This window comes from Paenibacillus sp. ISL-20 (genome assembly GCF_018613005.1).
Lineage (GTDB): Bacteria > Bacillota > Bacilli > Paenibacillales > Paenibacillaceae > Paenibacillus_AQ.
Window position 1 is genome coordinate 38427 of the sequence record NZ_JAGGRD010000006.1, and the last position, 22378, is coordinate 60804.

The 22378-nt window shown below is 46.3% G+C and carries 28 protein-coding genes and 1 pseudogene; 2 read left to right on the forward strand and 27 right to left on the reverse strand.

Annotation, left to right across the window (positions count from 1 at the left end):
• Positions 1 to 106: 106 nt before the first annotated feature.
• The 10 genes from J7E85_RS04380 to J7E85_RS04425 all read right to left on the reverse strand — a co-directional run bounded on the left by J7E85_RS04380 (position 107) and on the right by J7E85_RS04425 (position 5610).
• Positions 107 to 793, reverse strand: a complete 687-nt coding sequence (locus tag J7E85_RS04380; protein WP_215155632.1) for a class I SAM-dependent methyltransferase — start codon at positions 791 to 793, stop codon at positions 107 to 109.
• 29 nt (positions 794 to 822) lie between these two features.
• A complete protein-coding gene (locus J7E85_RS04385) occupies positions 823 to 1038 on the reverse strand; it encodes a hypothetical protein (protein ID WP_215155383.1) in 216 nt (71 codons plus the stop codon).
• Between the two features lie 109 nt (positions 1039 to 1147).
• On the reverse strand, positions 1148 to 1663 hold the full coding sequence (locus tag J7E85_RS04390; protein ID WP_215155385.1) for a hypothetical protein: 516 nt from the start codon (positions 1661 to 1663) through the stop codon (positions 1148 to 1150).
• A 16-nt stretch (positions 1664 to 1679) separates the two neighbouring features.
• Positions 1680 to 2561 carry an alpha/beta fold hydrolase gene (locus J7E85_RS04395; protein ID WP_215155387.1) on the reverse strand — a complete coding sequence of 294 codons (882 nt, stop codon included), beginning with the start codon at positions 2559 to 2561 and terminating at the stop codon, positions 1680 to 1682.
• Positions 2562 to 2730: 169 nt separating this feature from the next.
• Positions 2731 to 3198, reverse strand: a complete 468-nt coding sequence (locus J7E85_RS04400) for an NUDIX domain-containing protein (protein WP_215155389.1) — start codon at positions 3196 to 3198, stop codon at positions 2731 to 2733.
• A gap of 39 nt (positions 3199 to 3237) precedes the next feature.
• Positions 3238 to 3678 carry an NUDIX domain-containing protein gene (locus J7E85_RS04405; protein WP_215155391.1) on the reverse strand — a complete coding sequence of 147 codons (441 nt, stop codon included), beginning with the start codon at positions 3676 to 3678 and terminating at the stop codon, positions 3238 to 3240.
• 6 nt (positions 3679 to 3684) lie between these two features.
• Positions 3685 to 4203: a YfiT family bacillithiol transferase gene (locus J7E85_RS04410; RefSeq protein WP_215155634.1), complete on the reverse strand. Its 519-nt coding sequence runs from the start codon at positions 4201 to 4203 to the stop codon at positions 3685 to 3687.
• A gap of 148 nt (positions 4204 to 4351) precedes the next feature.
• The gene (locus J7E85_RS04415) at positions 4352 to 4555 is read right to left on the reverse strand and encodes a hypothetical protein (protein ID WP_215155393.1); all 204 of its coding nucleotides are present in this window, start codon (positions 4553 to 4555) and stop codon (positions 4352 to 4354) included.
• Between the two features lie 45 nt (positions 4556 to 4600).
• Positions 4601 to 5089 (reverse strand): NUDIX hydrolase, encoded by a 489-nt coding sequence (locus J7E85_RS04420; protein WP_215155395.1) that lies wholly within the window; start codon positions 5087 to 5089, stop codon positions 4601 to 4603.
• 164 nt (positions 5090 to 5253) lie between these two features.
• Positions 5254 to 5610: a hypothetical protein gene (locus J7E85_RS04425; RefSeq protein ID WP_215155397.1), complete on the reverse strand. Its 357-nt coding sequence runs from the start codon at positions 5608 to 5610 to the stop codon at positions 5254 to 5256.
• Between the two features lie 217 nt (positions 5611 to 5827).
• On the opposite strand from J7E85_RS04425, the gene J7E85_RS04430 reads away from it, so the two are divergent.
• Entirely contained in the window at positions 5828 to 7315 is a 1488-nt protein-coding gene (locus J7E85_RS04430; RefSeq protein WP_215155406.1) for an endonuclease/exonuclease/phosphatase family protein, read from the forward strand.
• Positions 7316 to 7369: 54 nt separating this feature from the next.
• Here J7E85_RS04430 and J7E85_RS04435 read toward each other — a convergent pair whose 3' ends face one another.
• Positions 7370 to 7843, reverse strand: coding sequence for a DinB family protein (locus J7E85_RS04435; protein WP_215155408.1), 474 nt, complete (start codon positions 7841 to 7843; stop codon positions 7370 to 7372).
• A gap of 40 nt (positions 7844 to 7883) precedes the next feature.
• The gene (locus tag J7E85_RS04440) at positions 7884 to 8561 is read right to left on the reverse strand and encodes a class I SAM-dependent methyltransferase (protein ID WP_215155410.1); all 678 of its coding nucleotides are present in this window, start codon (positions 8559 to 8561) and stop codon (positions 7884 to 7886) included.
• A 369-nt stretch (positions 8562 to 8930) separates the two neighbouring features.
• Here J7E85_RS04440 and J7E85_RS04445 point away from each other — a divergent pair, with 369 nt between their 5' ends.
• A complete protein-coding gene (locus J7E85_RS04445; protein WP_215155412.1) occupies positions 8931 to 10139 on the forward strand; it encodes an S-layer homology domain-containing protein in 1209 nt (402 codons plus the stop codon).
• Between the two features lie 71 nt (positions 10140 to 10210).
• Here J7E85_RS04445 and J7E85_RS04450 read toward each other — a convergent pair whose 3' ends face one another.
• From J7E85_RS04450 to J7E85_RS04525, 15 genes and pseudogenes are all read right to left on the reverse strand, one after another.
• A complete protein-coding gene (locus J7E85_RS04450) occupies positions 10211 to 10669 on the reverse strand; it encodes an NUDIX domain-containing protein (RefSeq protein WP_215155414.1) in 459 nt (152 codons plus the stop codon).
• Positions 10670 to 10708: 39 nt separating this feature from the next.
• Positions 10709 to 11152, reverse strand: coding sequence for a GNAT family N-acetyltransferase (locus J7E85_RS04455; protein ID WP_215155416.1), 444 nt, complete (start codon positions 11150 to 11152; stop codon positions 10709 to 10711).
• Positions 11153 to 11205: 53 nt separating this feature from the next.
• Positions 11206 to 11874 (reverse strand): hypothetical protein, encoded by a 669-nt coding sequence (locus J7E85_RS04460; protein WP_215155418.1) that lies wholly within the window; start codon positions 11872 to 11874, stop codon positions 11206 to 11208.
• 39 nt (positions 11875 to 11913) lie between these two features.
• Positions 11914 to 12393: a GNAT family N-acetyltransferase gene (locus tag J7E85_RS04465; protein ID WP_215155636.1), complete on the reverse strand. Its 480-nt coding sequence runs from the start codon at positions 12391 to 12393 to the stop codon at positions 11914 to 11916.
• Positions 12385 to 12833: pseudogene (locus tag J7E85_RS04470) on the reverse strand (GNAT family N-acetyltransferase); the annotation flags it as partial. The pseudogene J7E85_RS04470 and the gene J7E85_RS04465, both read right to left, overlap by 9 nt.
• A 768-nt stretch (positions 12834 to 13601) precedes the next feature.
• Positions 13602 to 14069, reverse strand: coding sequence for a SpoIIAA family protein (locus J7E85_RS04475; RefSeq protein WP_215155638.1), 468 nt, complete (start codon positions 14067 to 14069; stop codon positions 13602 to 13604).
• 248 nt (positions 14070 to 14317) lie between these two features.
• Positions 14318 to 15007: a stalk domain-containing protein gene (locus tag J7E85_RS04480; protein ID WP_215155419.1), complete on the reverse strand. Its 690-nt coding sequence runs from the start codon at positions 15005 to 15007 to the stop codon at positions 14318 to 14320.
• 72 nt (positions 15008 to 15079) lie between these two features.
• Entirely contained in the window at positions 15080 to 16288 is a 1209-nt protein-coding gene (locus J7E85_RS04485) for a WD40 repeat domain-containing protein (protein ID WP_215155426.1), read from the reverse strand.
• Between the two features lie 177 nt (positions 16289 to 16465).
• Positions 16466 to 18001 carry a sensor histidine kinase gene (locus tag J7E85_RS04490; protein ID WP_215155428.1) on the reverse strand — a complete coding sequence of 512 codons (1536 nt, stop codon included), beginning with the start codon at positions 17999 to 18001 and terminating at the stop codon, positions 16466 to 16468.
• Entirely contained in the window at positions 17998 to 18693 is a 696-nt protein-coding gene (locus J7E85_RS04495) for a response regulator transcription factor (RefSeq protein WP_215155430.1), read from the reverse strand. The genes J7E85_RS04490 and J7E85_RS04495 overlap by 4 nt, the downstream gene beginning before the upstream one ends.
• Positions 18694 to 18885: 192 nt before the next feature.
• The gene (locus J7E85_RS04500) at positions 18886 to 19323 is read right to left on the reverse strand and encodes a histidine phosphatase family protein (RefSeq protein WP_251035471.1); all 438 of its coding nucleotides are present in this window, start codon (positions 19321 to 19323) and stop codon (positions 18886 to 18888) included.
• Positions 19324 to 19397: 74 nt separating this feature from the next.
• Complete coding sequence (locus tag J7E85_RS04505; RefSeq protein WP_215155640.1) at positions 19398 to 20279, reverse strand: class I SAM-dependent methyltransferase; 882 nt, start codon at positions 20277 to 20279, stop codon at positions 19398 to 19400.
• Positions 20280 to 20309: 30 nt separating this feature from the next.
• The gene (locus J7E85_RS04510) at positions 20310 to 20834 is read right to left on the reverse strand and encodes a GrpB family protein (RefSeq protein ID WP_215155434.1); all 525 of its coding nucleotides are present in this window, start codon (positions 20832 to 20834) and stop codon (positions 20310 to 20312) included.
• Positions 20835 to 21080: 246 nt separating this feature from the next.
• Entirely contained in the window at positions 21081 to 21821 is a 741-nt protein-coding gene (locus J7E85_RS04520; protein ID WP_215155441.1) for an SDR family NAD(P)-dependent oxidoreductase, read from the reverse strand.
• A 19-nt stretch (positions 21822 to 21840) separates the two neighbouring features.
• Positions 21841 to 22317 carry a GNAT family N-acetyltransferase gene (locus tag J7E85_RS04525; RefSeq protein ID WP_215155442.1) on the reverse strand — a complete coding sequence of 159 codons (477 nt, stop codon included), beginning with the start codon at positions 22315 to 22317 and terminating at the stop codon, positions 21841 to 21843.
• Positions 22318 to 22378: the final 61 nt, after the last annotated feature.

The following is a 22378-nucleotide window of genomic DNA, read 5'->3' on the forward strand; positions in this document are numbered from 1 at the left end:
ATGTGGATATTACTCTAAATTGATTAACTTGTCAAAAGCTTCTACTGACCAAGATCGCCTTTAACTGTAGTATTTTTCACAAGCTTTATTGTTAATACACCACTATCTAAAAATGCTTCCACCAGATCCCCGCGCACTCCGGCACCGTGGACCATTGATTCGCTTTGATCTTGTCAGTTAACGCTTGACCGAAAAAGAACCCCGTTCTCCGCTGTGCCTCTTCGACCGACTCAAAAACATAATCCGTCCGAATCCACCGATGGCTAAATCCGTACTCCTGCTCTAATCCAGCATAATAATCGGTTAGGAAATGAGGGGGATTCGGCGTCTCCGTTCCGGTTCCCATCGTTTCCAGAATGATCATCGTCCCGCCCGGCCTCAAGACACGCCTCAGCTCCGCCATGACAAGCCTCAGATTCTCACGGCCATCCTCTTCGCCTGAATTGGCCAAATAACTAATGCTCCAACCCGATACAATCAGATCAACACTCGAGGAATCAACCGGCAGGCTGCGGTGATCTGCAACGACGGTAGTCCAATTGCGGAAATCATAAGCTTCAGATAATTTCTCGTCCAATATATGTAACATCGGCTCGGATATATCGGTACAGATCAAGGATCTTACGTCTGGAGCAAGCAGCATGGATATCCGCCCTGATCCGGCTCCCAAATCCAGCACATCCAGTCCCTCATAAGGCTTTAATTCACGAATAATCTTGGATAAGTCGGGCTGTTTGCTAACCATGGCCTCATAGGCTTTAGCCTGTTGGCCGTAAATTTCATCAATAGACACCACGTATACCCCCTCCTGAATCGGAACGATTAATCTCGCTTTTCCAACTCGCTTATCAGCTTGTCGATCCGATGAAAGTCTTCTTTTGCATCCTTACATATCGCCCTCATCGCTATGCCGGCAACTAGCAGTATGATGGCAATCATCAAAAAAATAACCGTAAGTATGCTGCCTCTTAAGTCATTCGTAAAGTTGTAAGCCAGAATTTCAGAGAATTGGCTGTTAAAGAACGTAATTATGGTCATAATGAAAAAAAAGTGCGCTCAAACTCAGGAATACGATGGAGCATTTTCTTGTTCTGTCAAATTACGGCACGTCATTTCCTACTATACCATGAAACTTATTTACACAAAACTAATTCTTCACGGAAGTTCCTTGTCTTCTTTTCATGAGTCCCTGTATCAGTTTTAACATGAAGCACAGCAGCAGCGAGAAGGCGATCATCATGAAGTACGTATTCCAGTTGAAAAATTGATTGTTCAAATGTATCGAAAGGAGGCCGCCGGTCGTAATGGATTCAATATGTTGCCAGTCCGCTGTCCCCCACCTCAATTCGAACGCCTCGGCTAGGACTACTCTATAGACTTCGAGTCGATGAAGCTGATATACATAACCCGCTACGATATAGCCGGCCAGAGCTAAGATCAGCATGCTTAACTTGCTGAGGGACATCTTAAGATCCTTGAACATACGAATCCATTGAAGAACAAGCACCAGGAAAAGAATACTCAGAGGGATTAACAGCAGGATGACTGGATTTCCGTTTCCAGAACTAGTGCCAGGCTTGGGGGTCATGGCATTCCCCAGTAGAACCAATATTAGACAGACCAGAGCATTGATGAACAGACCGGTGAGATGTTTAATCTTCATTGTCATTACACTTCCCTCACGCTTCCCTGCAAAAGCCTATAATCTCTTCATGAACGAGCTCCGGCATCTCATGATTGATCGCATGGCCCGCGCCCGGAACGATGCGGTAACGCATCCCATTTGTCTCCAGTCTGGCAACCGCCTTCGGATAATAACTAAGCAAATCCTGCTCACCGATAACAAACAAGGATTTGCTGCGAACAGCCTGAATGTCGGCAGACGAATGGATCGTAATGGTATGCTTCATCATGGAGCGATTGTTAAAGTACTTCAGCAAGTAGAACCAGTGCTGCATAAGCTCCGGGTTGTTCTCGAATGCATCTGCATGGGCACCGCACAGCTTGCGAAGCAGTGTACGCACACTCCGTTCTGAAGGGAACAGTGCTTCCGGCAGAAAAGCCCGCATCATTTTGCTCATCACTTCAAGCTGACTTCCGGCAATGCCGCCAGCCAAGCATACAATCTTTCTTACTCTATTCGGTCTGACGATGGCGTAATGGTAGGCCAGATAAGCTCCATAGGATACACCGGCGATATAGACAGCATCTACATTCATAGCCTCAAGGATTTCGTCCAACCATTTTGCCTGATTGAAATCATGAGCATACTTGTCGTTTGGCTCGCTCTTCCCCGAACCTCCGATATTATCCACGGCGATGATATAGAAATTGCGGGATAACTCCGACACGTTATAAATCCACATCATGGCGACGTTGTCGCCCGTTCCATGCAATAACAGCAGCGGGGGGAGGTCCGATGAACCTGCCGTTATTACGTGAGTCATACCGTACGATGTGGATATTTTATGCTGCTCGTAAGGTACCGTCCATCCCGCCATCAGGCGGTCATAGGATTCATAGACGAGCTTTTGTCCATTAACGCTTTTAAAACGCTTCAATCCCTGCACCTCCAATGACATATCATGAGCTGAGTATCTTCATCGGAGTCCGGAAAATATCGGGCAATCAATCGCTCGATGAACGAGTTAATCGTTGCCCTTCTGTCCGTTAATGTCTCATCAAGATCGAAGATTATCGCTTTTAACATCATAGGGGACCTTCTTTCTATCAGAAATGAGCCCGCTCTCCATTGGCTTTGGTGAAAATATGCTCCGGATATTTTAATGCCGTCGGGGGCAGCTGATCCTCTGGAAAGAACTTGAGTTCCGCGAACTCGTCATTCTCACGATCCACCTCACCCGAAATGATGCGGCATTCGAACACAATCGTAAGGTACTCCACTTGATGTCCGTTGCTGTACGTATATCGGCGTTCTTTTCCACCATATACCCCAATAATTCGTTCAGGCACGATATCAAGCCCGGTTTCTTCCTTCGCTTCGCGGGTCATCGCCTCTGCCGGGGATTCTCCCAGCTCGATGGCACCGGCCACAAGTCCCCATAATTCTTCGTGATGCTTTCTTCCAAATAAAATAAAATCCTGATCATTGCGGATAATGCCGGCGACGGACGGCACGAATATTAACTGGTCTCCGATCTTTTCTCTTAGATCCTTATAGTAATCTGACATTCCCATGATTTGATGGCTCCTTTGGATTCCTAATAAAATGGATAACTAGAATCTGTTCTCTATTATTAATGCCCTCATCGTATGTATCGCACTGATTAATGCATCCTTATCGCGTTGTTTACCTTTTTGGGTTGATGTCATTTCTATCATTTCAAAGGCCTGCTCCACGCTAACCCATTTGATTTCCTGCGTTTCCTCATCATAATGAGCACTCCATCCTTCCGGACTCATCAAAAAATATTTCGTCACGCATGTATCCGATTCATATTCACCCGGAATGGCCGCGATAATGCTGCATTTATAACCTGTCTCCTCCAACACTTCCCGGGTTGCGGTTTCTTCCGGGGAGTTATCGCTTAATTCAGCACCGCCTTTGGCGAAGGTCCAAACATAGCCGCCCCAATGGCCGCTTGGACTTCTCATGAGGACCTCTTGATTCTGATTGAACACGATGCCTCCATAAGCATACTTGGATCTCCAGCTCAATTGGGCTCACTCCTTATGTAACTTCGCGTTTTCACGGTTCAATATGGATGTAATCTGCGCGATATGATGCTGGTTGTGCCACACAAATCGCTGCAGCGCGATATCCAGGGTAATGCTGCCGAGCACTTGAGTTCTCATGGTTCTTTTGAAATCCTCGGGCTGTAAGTCCTTCAGCAGTATAAGAAAACGAAAATGAAGTGTTTCCAAAAGCGTAAGCGAGTTCTCAATGGGAACCTCCGTGTAATCACTCAGCTCAGCCCATAAATCCTCCCGGTATGAGTTTGCCACCGGCTCCTCTTCGGTCAATGCACGCTTAAATCGCAAGTATGCGTTCATGTCGTTATCAGCCAGATGGTGCACGATTTGCTGAATGCTCCACCCCTCTTCACGATAAGGCATATGCAGCTGGGAAAGGGGACATTTCATTATGATTTGCCGGAGCGTCGGTACGATTGAAGGTATCTGTTGTATAAACCTCTGCCTCTCCTCCAATGTCGGCTCCACCTTTGGCTCAAAGGAACCCATGGGAAAACGGATGCTGACCACTTCCTTCCTTACCTCCTCGATACATCATCGTATCCTTCACATACGAAAAACATATGAACGGTGTTGCACAGCAGCAGAGAACCATCATGCTTCTCACTTATTACTAGTCTCTATCTATGGGTTAGGCCTATGTTTGTTGTTGTGGATAGATCGTATAAACAATACACCGGAGAACACGGAAAGCAGCATGTGAATTTCTGGTTTCCCTAATATCTCTATAACAAACAGCCTTCCAAGTCCAAACCACTCGAGCCAATAAATACTTGGAATCAAGATTATGACCACCGATGACAACGAATCCGCCAAAAGCGATTTTTTTAAGTTGGATCATCCCTCTTTCGCTCCTTTATTCAAAAAAATAATACGAAATAATCCGCTAAGAATTATGAATATGCGATGACCCAGAAGTTAGAAGCAAAGACGGATGAAACAATGCAAGCGAGTGCTGCACGCCATTCTTGAGATTCTCAACGATCTGTCTCATGACTTCGACATCCCGGAAATTCATGCTGTCATCTGCCAAGATATCAGGCAGCATAACCCACCGGCTATCCTTAATCTCGCCAGCTCCCAATTGAAGCGAGCCTCCCACCACTTCTCCGGTAAAATGAAACATGATGACAGGGTGATTCAAACTGCTGATAAATGGATACACGCCTGTAGTGCCTGTCAATTGGACATCATATCCCGTCTCTTCCTTCACTTCTCTCATAGCCGCCTCATGCATAGCTTCCCCAGGCTCGATGCGACCTCCCGGGAAGTTCCAGGTATCCCGCACCGAAGGTTTATTTTCCTGGATGATGAGCACTTGATCCCCTTGAACAAGGGTAACGCTAACCACAAGTACAATTCCATTTTTCGTCATATCCACATTCCTTTACGCATGATTATAAACAGACAGAACCCACCTTTGGCGTTAACCACGAGGAGGGTTCTTGGATGAAATATTTGCTGATTAACATCATTCTACCGTTAACGCACATTACGCGCAATCCGGCAGGGCCTTAGATCGTAATGATTGCAATATCATTACACCCTTCTTTCCCTCGTAGCCTCTTCAAGCCATGAGATAAGCCCTATTTTGCTAACGTAGATTTCGCTTTGCACCACAATATAAGGAATCGGTAAACCCTCTGAAACTCCCTGCCCTCTTAGCGCATTCTCGGAGGAGATGATATTCTTCACCTGAGACTCGGTAAGGTTCAAGAATTCCGCAGTTTGTTCTAGAGTCATTAACGGACTTTCAGATTGCACCGAGTAGGCATCATCCGCAACAGCTGGTACAGACTTTGAACCCTCACCACCTTGAAGTATAAAACTCGCCGTAACGATGGAAATCCCCATAATCAAAGAGCTGATCAATGCGCTGTAATTCAATGGTTTCAAACCATATCACCTCGATTCCTAAATGGTATATTCCTGATACGCTCATCCATTTCCTCCACGAATATCCAAAACGAAAGCAAAAACCTAAAAAATTGTAAATACGCAACCAGCTAAAAATAAGATATGATATGGGCAAATCAGGAAGGGAGGACAGGTTAACAATTAACATCCACTTTAGAAGGAACATCATCTTGCACATGACGAAGGAGGAATTTTAATGAGAATCCCCAAAATCACCAGCCTGTTCATGATGCTTACATTTCTGACGACGGCGCCGCTATCCGCTTCCGGCGAACTGGCAAGCGCGGCTGAAGTATCGTCGGGACCTTTACGCGTGATGAGCTTCAACCTGCGTTATGCCGCCAATGACAGTCAACCTTGGGAGAACCGCCGCCCTGTTACGAAGAACCTGATTCTGGAGCATAAACCGGACGTCATCGGGACGCAGGAAGGACTTCACCGGCAAATCGTCGATCTGGAGAACGATCTGCCAGGATATGATCGGATTGGAGTCGGACGTGAAGGCGGGAACTTAGGGGAGTACATGGCGATTTTTTATAATACGGAGCGGCTGAAGCCTTTGGAGCAGTCTCACTTCTGGCTGTCTGATACGCCGCAGACGATCAGCTCCGCCAGCTGGGGTAACCAGATTCCGCGGATGGCAACCTGGGTTCGATTTCAGGATCTTCAGAATGGCAAAACCTTTTATATGGTCAACACGCATCTGGACCACCAATCCGAGGTTTCCCGGCAGAAGAGCGCCGCCCTCATCGTTGATAAGATGAAGGCCTTTGCCTCGGATATCCCCATAGTTGTGACCGGCGATTTCAATACTGTTCCGGGAAGCGATACGTATTCGATTTTTGCAAGCAACGGGTTGTCGGATGCACATGTCACCGCCAAGAAGCGAACCAACGATGACTTGGGAACCTTCCATAATTACAAGGACCCTACCGGCGGCGGCAGCGGAAACCGGATCGACTGGATTCTGCACAGCCAGGGCTGGAATGTCCTGCACAGTGAGATTATCAACTACAATGAAGATGGCCAATACCCTAGCGATCATTATCCCGTCCTGATGGAAGGTACCCTGCAAAAATCCAACAAAACCACCGAAGAAACGGTTCCTAGGCTGCCCTTGACCACGGCTCTGCACATCACTGAAGTGGTCGCTAACTCGAACGAGCAAGGAAATTACAATTATGTGGAGATCTACAACCCGAATGACCGGGAAATCGACCTGGAAGGATATCAAATCTACTACTATTACGACCCTGCCCTCCCATTCGATAAATCCAAGTCCAATCGCTGGACCATTACAAAGGATCGCTTCAGCACCGAAACCATCATCCGCCCAAATGAAACCAAGGTGATCTGGATCAAGAAGCAGCCCTGCTGTTATGACCTGAGTATGGAGCAGTTCCTTGCCAACTATAACGTCGCCTACGGAGATAAGCTCTCACCTTCTCAACTGCTGGCCGTCTTCACGCCGGGCAACAATCAGGGCCTGAACGGAACCTCCACCAACGGACGCGCTTTGGGTATTTCATCGCCTTCCGGCACGCATCTTATAGGTGTCCAGTTCAATAACGGACAGTTGGATGCGGGAATCAATAAATCGATCACATATCAGAAGCCCGAGCCGCTGACGAGCATTATGCAGAAAAAAGAAACTCACCAGGTCCCTTCTCCTGGTCAACCGTAAAATAAAAAGTCCCCCTTGATCGCTGAAAGCGCCATCTAAGGGGGACTTACTTTATTAGATCGATGTGGATTTATATTGAACCGCCAAACACTGCTTCGCGATGTAAAAAATCTGACCCATGTGCTCCGAATAATGCGTGGCGCATTGATGCAGTATGTCGAGGTTGCTGCGTTCTTTTCCGCGTACCGATTGAACCTGTTCAAAGTCCTCGCCAGGCATAGATTTTACCGTATCGATCAGGAACTGAAACCGATTCTTCACGATCTGAATCAGATCGTCCCGGCTGACAAAAACCTGTGCCAACTCTTCCTCCCGGTTCCGCGTAACATCTTGATGCAGAATCCCCTTCATGACCCGCTCTTGGATGTTGCCTTCGATGTGCCTGATCAACGTCGATATGCTCAGACTGGAATGGTTGGGCCGCCAATTGACTTGCTCATCGTTTAACTGCACCAGCACTTTTAAGGTACGGCTGCGGATGTTTTCAAATTTTTCCTCCAGCCACTTCCGGTTGAACTCATGATCCATATCGCAACACTCCTTTTTGGGTATGATAAACGATTTGATGTCACGCCTTCATCGCTTTCCAGATGTATTTATGTTCACGAACCCCAAGCTGTCCGTCGATCTGATTCTCTCGTATCTTGGCGTCCAGCTCTCCCTTCATCTCCGGCAAGGTGAAATCGGGATTCCCTGGCGTATCCGACAGATTTAATGCAAATTCGTGGGCATTCGGGAAGTAAGTAATCGCTTCATTATACTCTTCAATCTCGACATTCATGTAGCCATTCTCCGACAATCGCCTTCGAACGTCAGTCACATCCGTATGGATCCCGATGACGGTGCCGCCTGAAGCTAATATCCTGGGATGTTCGAGGATTGAGGTGGGCCCTCTGCGGTCATAGATGAGATCAAACTGAGCGTCTTGAAAAGGCATCTCGGTCTTCGTTGTGGCATACACAAATTCCACATTCCGGGTTCCGCTGCTCTCGAGTAAGGATTGGGAGATTCGGATCATCTCCTCGGAGTTGTCAAATCCAATGATGTTCTCAGCATGCCTGGACATCCGGAGCGTGAACTCGCCATGCCCGCAGCCTGCATCCAGCACCGAATGAAACTGCGGCAGCATCTCCACTAACCGCTCCTCAAACACCTCTTCCGCCGATCTCCCGACTACGGTACACACCGCTCTTCCTTTGTAGCCGCCATTCCTTCGTGCGATCATGTCATACCAATCAATCCCCATGCATTACCTCCTCCGTGATAAGCTGCATTGCATTCACCATCCAAGATGGCAGAAACCTGTTGTTACACGATCTTGTACAAGCCGATAGGTACTGAAATCAACCGCTATATCTAATGACTTAAAATATTACCATTTTGTTCCGTAATGTCAACGGTTACATTTAAAAAATTTTCGTCTAAATCATACCTTTATCTTTCGATCTCCCCGATATTCGCTCCTCATTCGAGACGTTCAAAAAACTGAAACGGGCGCAGGCTAACTCCCAATCCATAGGTAAACATTCAGAAAAAACAATTGCTCTTGTCATAATTTGTCGACTACAATGGAGGAATATTAATCCAATACATAGATACATACAGGAGGATTCAAATGTTTCTAAAAAGGTGGCGTCGATTATTATCTTTAACTCTTATTCTATCGTTGTGCATGACAACCATGGCAAGCGCGGCGGAATCCAGTCAATCCAAATATGCTTGGGCTACGGAATCCGTTGATTTCCTGAGATCCCATGGGGTTTTTAAGAACATGGAGAATCGAACAAATACCTTAGGCAAGATGGTGACCAAATCTGATCTTACCCTCATGGTTCATCGGTTGTTTACCGATTTACGGGTCGAAAGCGATAAGAATATCAACATTCCCGGCGTGCCTAAGGGACACCCCTCCTACCAGATCTTTAAGGATGTCTACGGCAGCATACCTTCAGCGCCGAACGGATTAATTGCGGCCGCCGACAAAATCAATTATGGCGACGAAACCTTCAAGTATATGCCGGAGAAAGTGTTAACACGCTGGGACTTGTTGATTACGCTGAATGCGCTGTTCGATGATATTGGATATTCCTTGGAGTTATCGGACGGTGAGGATATCGCGAGACTGCGGGCGATTAAAGATCTTCCCAAAAGACATTTCAATTCCTACTACCATTATGATAAATGGAAGTATGCCTATCAGCCATTAGCGCCCGAAATCGGGTTGATGCAAGACAAAAGATGGGGGCTTTCCTTAGCCTCCGATCTCGATCACGTCAAAGCCTATGCACTGCTCGGCTTTGACGAGGCCGGCATCATGAAACCCGATACGAAAGGGTATTTTCGCCCGAATCAAAAGGTAACGTTAGCCGAAACCGCAGTTGTCCTGCATCGAATTTACGACTATTATAGTGGCAGCGACTATGTCCGGGAACCATCGCCGGATGATCTTATTCCGAATGGCACAAGAAACTTTATCTATGCGGGTTCCCCATCAGGACACGGACAAAGTCCGGTTTCTGACTTTGCTTTGGTGAATCGCGATGCCCTGCCGGAATTCTATCTGGCCTTGAAGGCTACGGAGAAAATCGACTTGCAGATCAACGTGAACGGGGAGCCATCCTATTATACTTACGAGCAGTTGAGCAACCCTAAGCAGCCTGTTCGAATCTCCTTGAATGGCGCATACTATGCAGAATTCATCCCCATTATCCGAAGCAAGGGTCAAAAAGCAACCGGCGACAATAACAACATTGAAGTTATGTATTATTACTCTGATAAGTTCCAGGACTTTACCCAAGCCATATGGTATGAACCCAAGTTCTAGTTAAGTTAACAAAGGGAGTGCACAACTGTTGGATACAGTTTGCACTCCCTTTTGTCATGGCACTAGTTACTTCAAGTTCTTAAAATGCTTGTCGTCCCGCTGCGCAGATCCTCAAATACCGGCCTTTGAACGGAGCTAATATCCTCTATTTCAATCTCATGCAATTCCTTGAATTCCAACTGCAACGACTCGTTGTTCACATCGTGATGAATAAGTACCCTGCCTTGTTCCTCTGTCTCCCCTTCCAAATCCACCGTGGCGTTAAAAATAAACATCACAAACACGACTTCATTTCCGTCCGGATATCGATACTGCATTCTGAGTCCGCTATAGACCGCATAAAGTTCACTATCGCGGACGACCAGCCCCGTTTCTTCGAGCACTTCCCGTCTCATCGTCTCTTCCACGGATTCTCCGACCTCCATACCGCCACCGGGAAGCCCCCAGTTGCCATAGTCCGAGCGTCGCTGGAGCAATATTCGCCCTTGATGATCCCGGATGATGGCGCCGCCAGTCACTATGATTTTCATATCAGCATAATCCTCTCCACATACGTATAGGCCAAGGGTTCACAGCATCAGCTTCGCTACGGATTCACCCTCCGACCACGGCATGACGCCGATTTCCTCAAAACCCGCTTTGATGTAAAGCTGCCTGGCCCGTTCGTTCTTCGGATCAAAACTTATCATAAGGACATCCGTCCGGTCAGGTTTGTTACGGATTTCTTCGATTATGATTCGAAGTGCTTCTTTACCATATCCCTTCCCTTGATAATGCCCGTCGATCATGAAACGGTACATCCAATAGTTCCCGTCATCGGAGTCCAAGCCATACAACGCGAATCCGACCATCGTCTGCTCATCATAAATAGCCATCGCTTTAAAATGTTCAAGAAATTGAAACTGGGCAATCGAATACAGATTGGAGGCAATAAAGCCTTCTTGCTCCGGTTTCGCTTTCAGTTTAATGCATTCGGTCCAATTATCCTTATCAACTGGTTGCAGTCTAATCATGTTATGCTCCTTCGATGGTTGTTGGTTTTATTCGTTGGTATAGATCATGCTCGTCAGTTCATCTCCTGGTAAGAACCCCAGCCCACAATTTCATTGGATTGTTGATCGACTATAGTTGAAGAAGCATCTAATAGAATATCAATTGAATTATTCTCAAAATAATAAAGTATATCCTGAGTAAACGCCTCACTATCACGGTCATCAATACAATTACGATAGGCATCCATCATTAGTCGGGATAATTGCACCAATTCATCTGGTTCTGGTTGTTCACACTTAAATTGATCGACAAGTAAGGGGTTGTGTGTATCCGCTGTGGGCCGAATCATGCATTTTCTTGATTGCTCGGGTTTAAAGCCTTCTGCCGCGAATGCTGCCATATGTTCAGGTAGAACGTTGTACGCATGTATTCTGGTGATTCCAGTTATATTCTCCAAGATATATTTCTTCAAATAAGCTGCAATCGGTTGCGAAAAACCAAAGGGCGGAATAACAAACAGGGATCCCAGCGTATTCTCCGATATTGATATTCCTGCTATTCTTATACCGCCAGACATGATCCAGTAGCAGTCGTCCGCATCCGCCATCATCTGCTGCACATGCTTCCAACTCGGTCTGAACCAAACATTCTTCCGATATGTTGCAAAATACCTGGAATATAGGACAGGCTCTGCTTTAACTAATGAATATACCGGATGGATATGCTGCTGCACCTCTCCCATTATTTATAACCTCTCTCCCTTGACTAGGACTTAACTTTCCTAGACCAATCTTTTCAGTAAGTAATAATGCTGATGACCCCTTGGGGCATCTTCAATGCAAGCAATCTCTTGAAATCCATGTTTTCGGTAGAATTCCGGCGCTTGAAAGCTGAAAGTATTAAGCTTGATGAAGGTGCATTTCTTTTCTCCGGCTATCCTCTCGATCTCCTGTAATAATCTCGAGCCGTAGCCCCGCCCCCGGAATCGATCATCCACCCACAGAATATCGACCTCAATCCAATTCCAGCAAAACACGCTATTGATCCCGCCTACGATATCACCATTCTCATCTTTTATATGTAAGTTGATCTCCTCATAATTCTGCTGTAAATCTTCTGCGATATGCTGTGCATTAAATTTGATTAGGTTCGTCCGTACCGAATGCGCTTCTTCAGGACTGCTTTGATTGATGTTAATCTGTGACAATTGGTCACTCCCCTTTCTCTTTACTTGTAGGTTTAATTGAACATTCAGCTTCATAACTTCCTCATTGCCAAACCAGATTCCCGTTTCCACAAAACCTAGATTGCTGTACAAAGTTTTCGCTATTTGGTTATCCTTATGTACGGTCAGGCGTATTTCTTTACATTGCGGAAATTGGCCTTGGATCCATGTAATCATCTGGAGTAAAGCTGCTCTGCCATATCCTTTGCCCTGTTCTTTTGCATCATTAAAAAACCGTTGATCCAATAACCATCGGCTGTATTCACTTCATAAGCATGCATGATAAATCCGACCATTCGGTTCCCGTCATATATCGCAAAAGGAATGTATTCTACTTGTTCACCATCCGGTTTGATGTAGATCTTGGCTAGAGATACAGCTACCGCTGGCACAAACCCCTGCTATTGGTCCAAAACCTGCAGTGCCAATGCTTCTTCCCAGTTCTTTCGATTGACCGGCATTAACTCTATGTCCATATCATTGTCCTCCCAAGCGAGCAAACACTAAACCAAATAATACCATATGGAGTTGGGATATTCCCGGATTTAAACGACTTTAGATAAACTCTTCCAAAATACATCCAATCCAATCAACTATAATCCTCTATCACAGCCACCATCTTCAAACGAATAACCAACGATAGTCTGTTAACGATAGGAGAAGTCCTTCATTTTCATAGGATTCACATTACATATCCCCTTTCGTCAGTGTAGGTTGCAACCCTAATTTTGTAAAACTCCGCCTTTTGCTTTGCACACTTCTCATCAGCTTATCATTTAATATACTGGCTCTACTATAATAAAAGAGGTGAATCGAATGGGTCGTGTCACTGCTGTTCCTCAACCGGATTTAGTATTAATCAGCTGGTCAAGAAACCCTCTTGTTACGGGCTCCGCGCGTAGAATCGTTGCTGCCCGTGTCATTGGCAATGCTTCTCCCTGCCGAGCTGATTTGACGCCGAATGCACTGTTAAGAACCGCCTTAGCCTGCTTACTGGATCATGATGTAGGTTTCAAAATCGTATTCCGCCAAAGAACATCCAACATTAGCGGATACCTATTATTGCAGCGTAATTAATAGATTTGGGAAGGAGCAGCGATCATGCTGCTTCTTTTTTTAGCTCTTTCATTAATATTGTTGCAAACAAGATATTAGAAGCTTGCAAGTACGTCAATTTCACAACAACAGTAAAGCTGCGGGCATAAGAAAACCAGTTGTTGAGAGCAACTGGTTCAGTAAAGTTCTTATCTTGGATAGTTGTTTAACCACTTGAATGCTTGTTCATAATTATCAAAAAATTTAACGGATTCTTTTGTGTTGGATTGCTGTAAGTAATTCATGATCTCCCCTTCTTCAAGAAGAAACGCAATTGCCTTGCTGTGATTCAGAATGGTTTCATTGAAGAACTTATCTTTCCATGCTTTTTGAACGGAGAAGTGGTTTGGGGTATATCCTTTTCTATCTACCAATAATTTGTATTTCAGACCCTCACCAATAAACTGCTGACATGACTTTTCAAAACCATTAAACCATTCAATAACGTCATCAGTGTTTATCTTCCCTATCAGATGAGTAACAATCAAATCTCCTGCAACTGTAGTGCTAATATTCTTATCAATCAAAGTGGAATCATCTCCCTTAGTATCTATTATGCGTAAACTTGCTATAAAATCAATGTAAACAAAAACTATTCTGCCACGAAATGAGTCTATTTTATTTATGAGTTTCGATACACATTACCAGCCTCTATACCCATACATTTACAGCTCAGGAACTCTCCATTCATTTCACAAGACCCCATCGATTTCCAGATCGATTGCCCAGGAAATACTCCCTCGTTAGCCTCTCATAACGAAAAAGCCCACAGGGCATTCCTATCCCCCTGCAAGCTTCCTCGTAAGAACCTCTATTCACCTTTTTCATATCTAAACCATATCTCTATGATCTTTTGTCTCTATATTTATTTCAAAAGGGCAGCACTTACGGCAACCTTCTCCAGCTGTGCTTTGCTTAAGGAATGATCCGGAGAGCTGATCGTCAAGAAGCGGTCATTGATCTGAAATCCAAGCATGGGCGTATCATCCGGTGTATACCATTTTGCTTTGGTCCCGTTGGACAAAGTTACCGGTTTGCTGTCATATCCATGAGAGTAGTCTCTTGGGGAGATATATACCGTCATATGTTTGAACAGCATGTTAACGCCATCTCCCGTTGCACCCGTCTTCTGATACACATCGCCTTTTATCATCTGACTTGGAGCGTACGGTGTTTGGAAACCATCGAATTTGGCGAATGCGCTTTTGATCTCTTTTAGTTGTGCATCGCTGTATTTCACGTTGATCAGCTCGATCGTCTGACCGTTTCCAGGATTACTTCCGATCAGCACCTGATGATTCTTCGCATCGTATTGCACGGGTACATCCAGTACATCAGCAATCGCGCGAACCGGCAAGTACGTTGTGTTTTGATATGTGATCGGTGTCAATTTTTTGCCCGTGTTATATACGGTTCCATCCACTTTGATACCGATGCTGTGATTCAGGTAAGCCGAGATTTTCTCCAGGTTTGCCCCCGCATAGACGCCCGCGGCTCCCGTTAACGTCATTCCCAGCACAGCAACTGCCACGATTGATTTTTTTAATGATTTCATTTTATCCATTCCTCTCGTTGTCTCACCAACATCACTAAGTCGATGAGTAATATGATGAAGCTCGATATAAACCTATTTAAAATCCATCACATACGTCGCAATTAAAGCTTCTTTATCATCAATCGTAATTCCCAGTCTTTTTCCAGATGGGCTCCAAGTCAGAGGATAGACAGGATGGGCGGCAGGATGCACTGCAGAATAATAGGGCGCCATCCAGCTTACCTTCCCCGAAGAAGTATCAAATACGTACACTCCGTTCATCCCGCTCTCATTCTCCGAATACACATCGAAGGCTATTCTGGCGGAATCCGGCGACCAGGACAAGTACGAGATCAGATTGCCTTTTCCGATAAGTGAACCTTGCAAACTTCCGGCAGCGTCATAGATCAGCAGTTTGCTGCTCTCGTCCCCTCCTGTGTTGGTCGCTGTCGCAACGGCAATGTACTCGCTGTCCGGAGAAATCGCAAAGTTCCATACATTTTCAATGAGATGTATCGGCTTCGACTGTCCGGGTTCAACGACCTTCAGCACCTGGTTCACATCGGTATAATAGATCCGGCCCTTACTCGCTCCGAATTGGTTGTAAAATTCAACATCCTCATCCTCAATGGCTATGGTGGTATAAGTGCCGTCCGTGGAAATGAGTCGAATATCGCCTTTGCCGCTCATGGAGCCTGCTGCGAGAACATAGGTGTCGGAATCCAGCCATCCCCCAATCTCCATGTAATTGTCACCCTTAACCGGGATACTCTTGCCAGTACTCAAATCCTTCAGGAAATTGTCAGCCGTGTACTTATCCCTCCATTTCTGAATAAAGCTATATTTACCGTCTGGCGAGATCTCTTCTTTGACAAGCTGTTCGCCTGGATGCGACTCTTCATGCTTCGTGAGCTCACGCCGCTCACCTGTACTTACGTTCACTGCTTCGGTGGTATAAGCATATTGCGGTTCTTCCGTTTCGGTCGCTTCCTTGATCAGCTTGGTTGTTAGCACCTTGACCTCATCCTCCGACAGCCATGCCTCAATGTTGGACGAGGCGATCCGGTGCGTCTGATTCACGACCACTTCCTGACTGGATTGCCCACTCGCCCCTTCTACAACCGTGAGTTTGCGCTCCCCCGATGCCGTCTCTCCAGCATTCGATACGGGAGGCTGGCCGGTTGCACTGTTGCCTGGCTCCACGATCGTCAACCGATCCTGGGACTGGCAGGCCGCAAGGGCTGCAGCCACAGCAATAACAGACAGCAACTTGACCCCATGCTTCCCAAATCTATGTTTCATAACAGGTTTCCTCCTATGCATTTCCCCCAAGGAGCTTCGGTAGCTGCAGTTTTCGTCTTAGCATACCTCATGTTTCCCTGTTGAACTCAGTATAGAATGCGAATATCTCGATACGATATCGAGCTTGTAACGAACTTGTAAACAAATAGATAAGCTTGAAAAAAGAAAGCCCAGACCTTATTCCAAGTCTGAACTTTCTTCTGTCGAAATAACCTCTGTCGATTGTGGCCGATTCATCGGCAGGACAATCACAAACGTAGAACCGCCGGGACCCGATTCCGCAAGCTGAACGGAACCATGCTGTTTCTCCGCCAGATTGCGTACCAGAGATAACCCTAAGCCAGTTCCTCCGTGAACCCTGGAGCGGTCGCTGCTCACCGTATAAAACGGATCGAAGATCCGTTCTCTGGCATCGTCCGGGATTCCGATTCCGGTATCACTTACCTTGATGATCATCCGATCATGGCCATGCTCATCCTGCTTCACTTCGTTCGAGAGCGTGACAGTTCCTCCGGGCCGATTGTATTTAATTCCGTTATCCAACAGATTCAGAACCATGTGCATCAGATTCTCCGGATCGGCCCATACCTTACCATCCGTTAGGGAGGGCTGAATCGCAATGTTAGTTTGCTCTGCCTTAGCTTCCAGTCGGGCTGCCGCCTCTTGCAGAATCGGCAGAAGCTCTACGTGCTCCGCATGGGTTTCGAATTCGTAAATATCCATGGACGATAACTGAAGCGCCTTCTCCACCAATCGATACAGACGCTGTGCTTCCTTGCTGATCTGTCCCCTGGCTTCCTCAAGCAGGGCTGGATCATCGCGATACATTTCAAGCAAATCCGCATAGGCCAGTATGGAAGTCAGCGGCGTTTTCAATTCATGGCTGATATTCCCGATAAACTGCTTCTGCTGCTGTTCCAGCTCCTGCAGCCGTTCGATGGCATCCAGCAGCTTCAGCTTCTCCTCCGTGAGCTGGCTCACCGAGGAGGAAATTCGCCCGCTCATCTCATATATGCCTTGCGCCAGCTCACCGAGCTCATCATTTCGCTTAACCGTCGGCTCGCTAAGATAGACTCCTTCGCCAATCTTCTGCGCAGCCTGGTTCAATCTGCTGATGACATGAACCTGCCGCCAGACGTATAGAAAACCGATTAAGAAGCCCGCGGCCAATACGGCAAGACCCGTCACGATAAACAGGTTCTGGATCCGATCATAGAAAGCATGCTGCTCAGCTAGCGATGCGTGGAATTGAATCGTTCCGATCGGTTTATCCATATTCCGAAGCGGAGCGAGATAGAGCAGCTGGTCCCCCTCGGTAATGTAGGCGGAACGCCCTTGCGCTGTGTGTGCAAGTGCGTCTTGTACATCCATTTTCGGCTGAAACGGAAGGGAAGTCCCTGTGAATGTACCATCCAGCTTATACAGGGTCACCGGCATGCCGCTCTGGGTTCCAAGATCAACCGCTAGCCGTTGACCGACATTTTCCATAAAATCATCCGGCTGGGTTTGAGGATTCGTCAAAAATTCCTGATGAACCCTGAGATTGGCCGCTTCGGCTTCATGGGCGAAGGATTGCTCCAGGCGCACCCGCTGATCCTCCCGTATCCCAGCAAGAACCAATGTGCTAAGAACAACAACAACGGCGATCAACAGCAAGGCGAGAAGAAGTGCGACTTTCCACTTTAAGCCGAAACGGACCTTTCTTTTGCTCATGATGAAATCTCCGTGCTTTTATACCCAATGCCATAAACGGTTTGGATCACTTCGTGCTGGTTTCCCAGCTTCTTGCGCAATCTCTGGACGTGAATATCCACCGTACGCGTGCCGCCGGCAAAATCCATATCCCATACCTGTTCAAGCAAGGCCTCGCGCGAATATACCCGTTCCGGATTCCGAGCCAGAAGAGCCATAAGGTCAAACTCCTTCGGTGTGAGCTCAAGAGGTTTGCCTTCAGCATGAATGGTGCGATTCAACAGGTTAATGGTAAGCCCGGATATTCGGATGACATGCTGTTCCGGGGCTTGCTGCCCAACTGTCTCAGGGGTGCGGCTTCTTCGGGACAATGCCTTTACCCTGGCGATGATCTCCCGCATGTCAAAGGGTTTTGTCATATAATCATCCGCACCAAGCTCCAGCCCGAGCACCTTATCCACAATATCGTCCTTCACCGTCAAGAGCAGAATGGCAGGACGCTGCCGATCCTCGAGCTTGCGACAAACATCGTACCCGCTAAGCTTCGGCATCATAACATCGAGCACCATCACATCAGGATCAAACGATTCCACACGCTCCAGCGCTTCCTGCCCATCCCCTGCCGTCTCCACCGTATGTCCTTCTCTTCGCAGCGCATAAGCGACTGCGCTTGAGATACTAATCTCATCATCCACTACAAGTACCTTGGTCATTGCAGATACGACTCCTTTACTGGCCGATTACAACATTTACTAGTGCAATGATGGTACCGTATCCGGCATCATAATTCAACCTGGATGGGCTGCAGTACACTTCAACAGAAAAAGAGAACCCAAGGCTCTCTTTGATTTACCCGCTTATTTTTCAAAAATATACATGGCACCATTCCTGGGTTGTACAAATCCCTATCCTCGGTAACCTCTTTTGGACAATTCCTGAGTCAGCACTTTCATGAATGCACCGTGACTAACCACTAATACGTTGCGATTATGGTAACGTTCTTCGATCCAATCGATGATATGCCCAGCTCGCTCCCGTGTCTCGCTTCTCCGCTCCGCTTGTGAGCCGTGAGACAAATACCAAGCCAAACGCCCCATCAGCAACCACATATGGTAATGAAGCTTTAGATTTCCCAAAGGATGAATCGATTGGACCTCAATCTCTCTTAACCGATTCGTTGCGATGATAGTGCCTGTATATATCGTTTCTGCCGTCTGAATGGCTCGGGATAAATCACTGGATATACATACGTTCCACTCCGAAAAACCATAGTCCAGGTCCGATTGTTCAATTTCAGCGTTATTGTAAGCTTCCACCCAAGCATTAAACTGATTGGACGTCATCCATTTTCTATCGAGTTCATGTATAACTTTAAAATGTCTTACCAATCCAATTTTCATAGGGCTCCTTAGGTCGTTTATTCTCGACTAACCGTGCCAAAAGAAATCTTCATATTCGGTGCGTAAGCTAACCACGAATCGCTATCAAACACCTGAAACAGCTTAAGTTCGGCGGCATATTGGGCTTGTGCTTCTTCCACTGATAGACCTCTCTGTACCAACTGCTCCACTACCTTAACCGAATCCTCGAGTTCCTGCCCAATGCCTTCTTCCTTCAAGGACTGAAAAAGCCGATCTTTCTCTGCAGCCTCCATATTCTGGTCCAAAAAATTCACTTTGTCACTGACTCGGCACTCCACATTCCGTAATCCCAGTTGACTTAGGAATATCGGGAGCTTCATGCCGATGTTTCCGTCTTTTCCGCTATCTTTGGCGCTCTCTTCATACAATTTCTGTAATATGCCTAGAGGGACAACTTCAGAATGCTGGATTTCATCAAAGCCATAATTTGCCGTATTAGCAATCCAATGGGGCTCAAAACAAATGACTCGGCCACCGTCCAGTACACTATCGATCATTTTTTGAAGAATCATCCGAGGGTTTGCCATATGTAATAAAAATGCATGGCAGATCGCAACGTCATACTGACGATGCACAAACATGTCCTCAATATCTCCTTGAATGAATTCAGCGGAATAGGGCAGCTTATCAAACACCTCTCTTGCTTCCTTGATCAAATCTTCACCTTTGTCTATACCTGTATAGGTTGACCCTTCGGGTAATAGCGGGAGAAGCTTCACTCCAAGATACCCATAGCCACAACCATAATCCACAATGTTAACGGGGGCATTCAATTTCCAGACGTTCTTCACTAGAAACTCCAAATAATCATCGTTGTAATATAACCATCTGGTATTTCTCAAATATTCGATTTTAGAATCCCAGTAATATTCGGACATCATCTTTACTTCCTTCCAGCATCAAGATTCCTAACTAACTCCGTCCGTATCAAGCCTTGCCTTATGGATCACTTCACGAATGAAATCAGCCTTGCCGTTGGTATAGGCCACGCGGTCATGTTTATATTGACTCTCAAGAACTTTTTTTAAGGTAGAATACTGATCCCTTGTATCCGGATGGTTTTTTAAATACTCCCTGAATAAAATCTGGTCGTTCCACTGTTGGCCTTGATACTTGTAAACATGAAGATGATGGGTCCCCGCCCGCCATTGCCCTCTACGAAAGAAGAGTCGCTCCGGAAACTCCGGTTTAAACACATATTCATACCCGATCCTGGCCAGATTCTCTATATATTGTTCATTTACTAGAGTTAAACTCAAAACACCAGCCATCATATCAATGATCGGTTTCGATCCTAAACCCATCACAGACGTGCTCCCGATATGTTCGATATGGAAATCAAGTCCCTTCAGTGCTGACTCAATTTCAGCTTTTCCCCGTTCAAACTCGTCTTTCCAGTCCGGATTGTACGGTGTTACAATAACTTCTTCCATGTGAATATTCCTTTCGATACATGATAAACCATTACGCAGCCCTTATATATTCCGTCTCAGCTTAATTTCAAACTCCGGCTTCCACCTGCCCACTTGGAAAAACCCACCCGTTACGGTCCTTCACCAACAATATTTCACCGCGTTCATTCTCAACCACGCCGCCTACAGCGACATATGTGTTGGCATCATCATGACAACAGCCCCCGATAGATAAGATATACTTCAATTTTCACAAGACAAGGCCCCTTAGATTTCGTTATAATTCACAATGCTTCCGGGTTCAAAATCCTTGTCGATGATATGTAGCAGATGCGCCCCGATTTCCTCTGTAGATAGCAGCTGTCCAGACTCATGCGCATGGGCGAAGGCTTTGGCCATTTCAAACTCCTGCTCATTTTTCCCTCTGGCCATTCTTTGCATATCCGTGTCCACCATTCCAGGATTGACCGCAATGATCTCCACCGGGTTCTGCCGGTTCCTTTTCTCGGTCCCAACACTCTGCGTAAACATATTGATCCCGGCCTTCGCTGTGCAGTATACGCTCATCGTAGGTGCTGGATATGTTCCGGAGCCAGAAGAGATGTTGATGATTTTCTTTCGAATGGAGAGCCCCTCCGTTTTCTTGATGAAGCAGGACGTTAAGATCATCGGCGCAATCAGACTGATTTGCACATTCATATGAATATCTATCGCATCGCATAGTTCAATGGCCTTCAGTGGTTCAAGCATGGACGCATTATTGATAAGGCAGATCATATCCGCATGATCGGCATCAATCTCGTCAAACACTCTATCCACAAGCTCCTCCAGACCCAACGTATCGCTCAGATTATATACATGGTGACTGTATTTTGGATAGCTGCTCAATCTCTCGGACGTTCCTCTCGCGACCCCATGCACGACATGGCCCTTCTCTAGAAGCATGTGGGCCAACTGCTCGCCGATTCCTCTCGAGGTTCCCGTTATTATGAAATGACCTCCACTCAATGTTTTAACCTCCGTTATTCTAAAAAGATAGCTTCATAATATATTCTTCCACTTCTTCACCACGAGCATGGGCATAGCCCTTATCTTCCCCCCAGATGATGAAGCCGTTTTTTCCCAGGATCCGAATCGAGGCGATATGATCTTTAACTGCGCGTGCATACAATGGACGGGTTTTGATATCTCTGATAAATAACGAAAGGGCTCTCGTCGCTATGCCTTTCCCCCAATATTCGCGCCCTATCCAGTAGCTAACTTCGGGCTGACCCATATGTTCGAAGAATAAAATCTGCCCGGCTACTTGTCCCTCATATAAAACGGTTTTCTTGATGATGGTCTCATCGCCTAAGATTTTGGCCCAATTCGAATCAAAAGCTGCCTTATCCGAAGGATCTTTCGCTGTAAAAGCCGCCATGTAGTTTGCCTCCGGGTCTAGTTGTTGCTCAAAAAATATGGCAAGATCATCTTCGAACACATCTCGCAATAGCACCTCAATCATCACTAGTCACCCCAGTCGCCTATTGTTTTCTTCCATCGTCTATAACCTAATGGATTTCACA

What these genes read in the sequence shown, in the direction of transcription:
- J7E85_RS04385 (WP_215155383.1), bottom strand. Translation starts at nt 1,038, where the DNA reads ATGACCATAATTACGTTCTTTAACAGCCAATTCTCTGAAATTCTGGCT.
- J7E85_RS04390 (WP_215155385.1), bottom strand. Translation starts at nt 1,663, where the DNA reads ATGAAGATTAAACATCTCACCGGTCTGTTCATCAATGCTCTGGTCTGT.
- J7E85_RS04400 (WP_215155389.1), bottom strand. Translation starts at nt 3,198, where the DNA reads ATGGGAATGTCAGATTACTATAAGGATCTAAGAGAAAAGATCGGAGAC.
- J7E85_RS04410 (WP_215155634.1), bottom strand. Translation starts at nt 4,203, where the DNA reads ATGGGTTCCTTTGAGCCAAAGGTGGAGCCGACATTGGAGGAGAGGCAG.
- J7E85_RS04415 (WP_215155393.1), bottom strand. Translation starts at nt 4,555, where the DNA reads ATGATCCAACTTAAAAAAATCGCTTTTGGCGGATTCGTTGTCATCGGT.
- J7E85_RS04420 (WP_215155395.1), bottom strand. Translation starts at nt 5,089, where the DNA reads ATGACGAAAAATGGAATTGTACTTGTGGTTAGCGTTACCCTTGTTCAA.
- J7E85_RS04430 (WP_215155406.1), top strand. Translation starts at nt 5,828, where the DNA reads ATGAGAATCCCCAAAATCACCAGCCTGTTCATGATGCTTACATTTCTG.
- J7E85_RS04435 (WP_215155408.1), bottom strand. Translation starts at nt 7,843, where the DNA reads ATGGATCATGAGTTCAACCGGAAGTGGCTGGAGGAAAAATTTGAAAAC.
- J7E85_RS04440 (WP_215155410.1), bottom strand. Translation starts at nt 8,561, where the DNA reads ATGGGGATTGATTGGTATGACATGATCGCACGAAGGAATGGCGGCTAC.
- J7E85_RS04445 (WP_215155412.1), top strand. Translation starts at nt 8,931, where the DNA reads ATGTTTCTAAAAAGGTGGCGTCGATTATTATCTTTAACTCTTATTCTA.
- J7E85_RS04450 (WP_215155414.1), bottom strand. Translation starts at nt 10,669, where the DNA reads ATGAAAATCATAGTGACTGGCGGCGCCATCATCCGGGATCATCAAGGG.
- J7E85_RS04455 (WP_215155416.1), bottom strand. Translation starts at nt 11,152, where the DNA reads ATGATTAGACTGCAACCAGTTGATAAGGATAATTGGACCGAATGCATT.
- J7E85_RS04460 (WP_215155418.1), bottom strand. Translation starts at nt 11,874, where the DNA reads ATGGGAGAGGTGCAGCAGCATATCCATCCGGTATATTCATTAGTTAAA.
- J7E85_RS04465 (WP_215155636.1), bottom strand. Translation starts at nt 12,393, where the DNA reads ATGAAGCTGAATGTTCAATTAAACCTACAAGTAAAGAGAAAGGGGAGT.
- J7E85_RS04480 (WP_215155419.1), bottom strand. Translation starts at nt 15,007, where the DNA reads ATGAAATCATTAAAAAAATCAATCGTGGCAGTTGCTGTGCTGGGAATG.
- J7E85_RS04485 (WP_215155426.1), bottom strand. Translation starts at nt 16,288, where the DNA reads ATGAAACATAGATTTGGGAAGCATGGGGTCAAGTTGCTGTCTGTTATT.
- J7E85_RS04490 (WP_215155428.1), bottom strand. Translation starts at nt 18,001, where the DNA reads ATGAGCAAAAGAAAGGTCCGTTTCGGCTTAAAGTGGAAAGTCGCACTT.
- J7E85_RS04495 (WP_215155430.1), bottom strand. Translation starts at nt 18,693, where the DNA reads ATGACCAAGGTACTTGTAGTGGATGATGAGATTAGTATCTCAAGCGCA.
- J7E85_RS04500 (WP_251035471.1), bottom strand. Translation starts at nt 19,323, where the DNA reads ATGACGTCCAATCAGTTTAATGCTTGGGTGGAAGCTTACAATAACGCT.
- J7E85_RS04505 (WP_215155640.1), bottom strand. Translation starts at nt 20,279, where the DNA reads ATGTCCGAATATTACTGGGATTCTAAAATCGAATATTTGAGAAATACC.
- J7E85_RS04510 (WP_215155434.1), bottom strand. Translation starts at nt 20,834, where the DNA reads ATGGAAGAAGTTATTGTAACACCGTACAATCCGGACTGGAAAGACGAG.
- J7E85_RS04525 (WP_215155442.1), bottom strand. Translation starts at nt 22,317, where the DNA reads ATGATTGAGGTGCTATTGCGAGATGTGTTCGAAGATGATCTTGCCATA.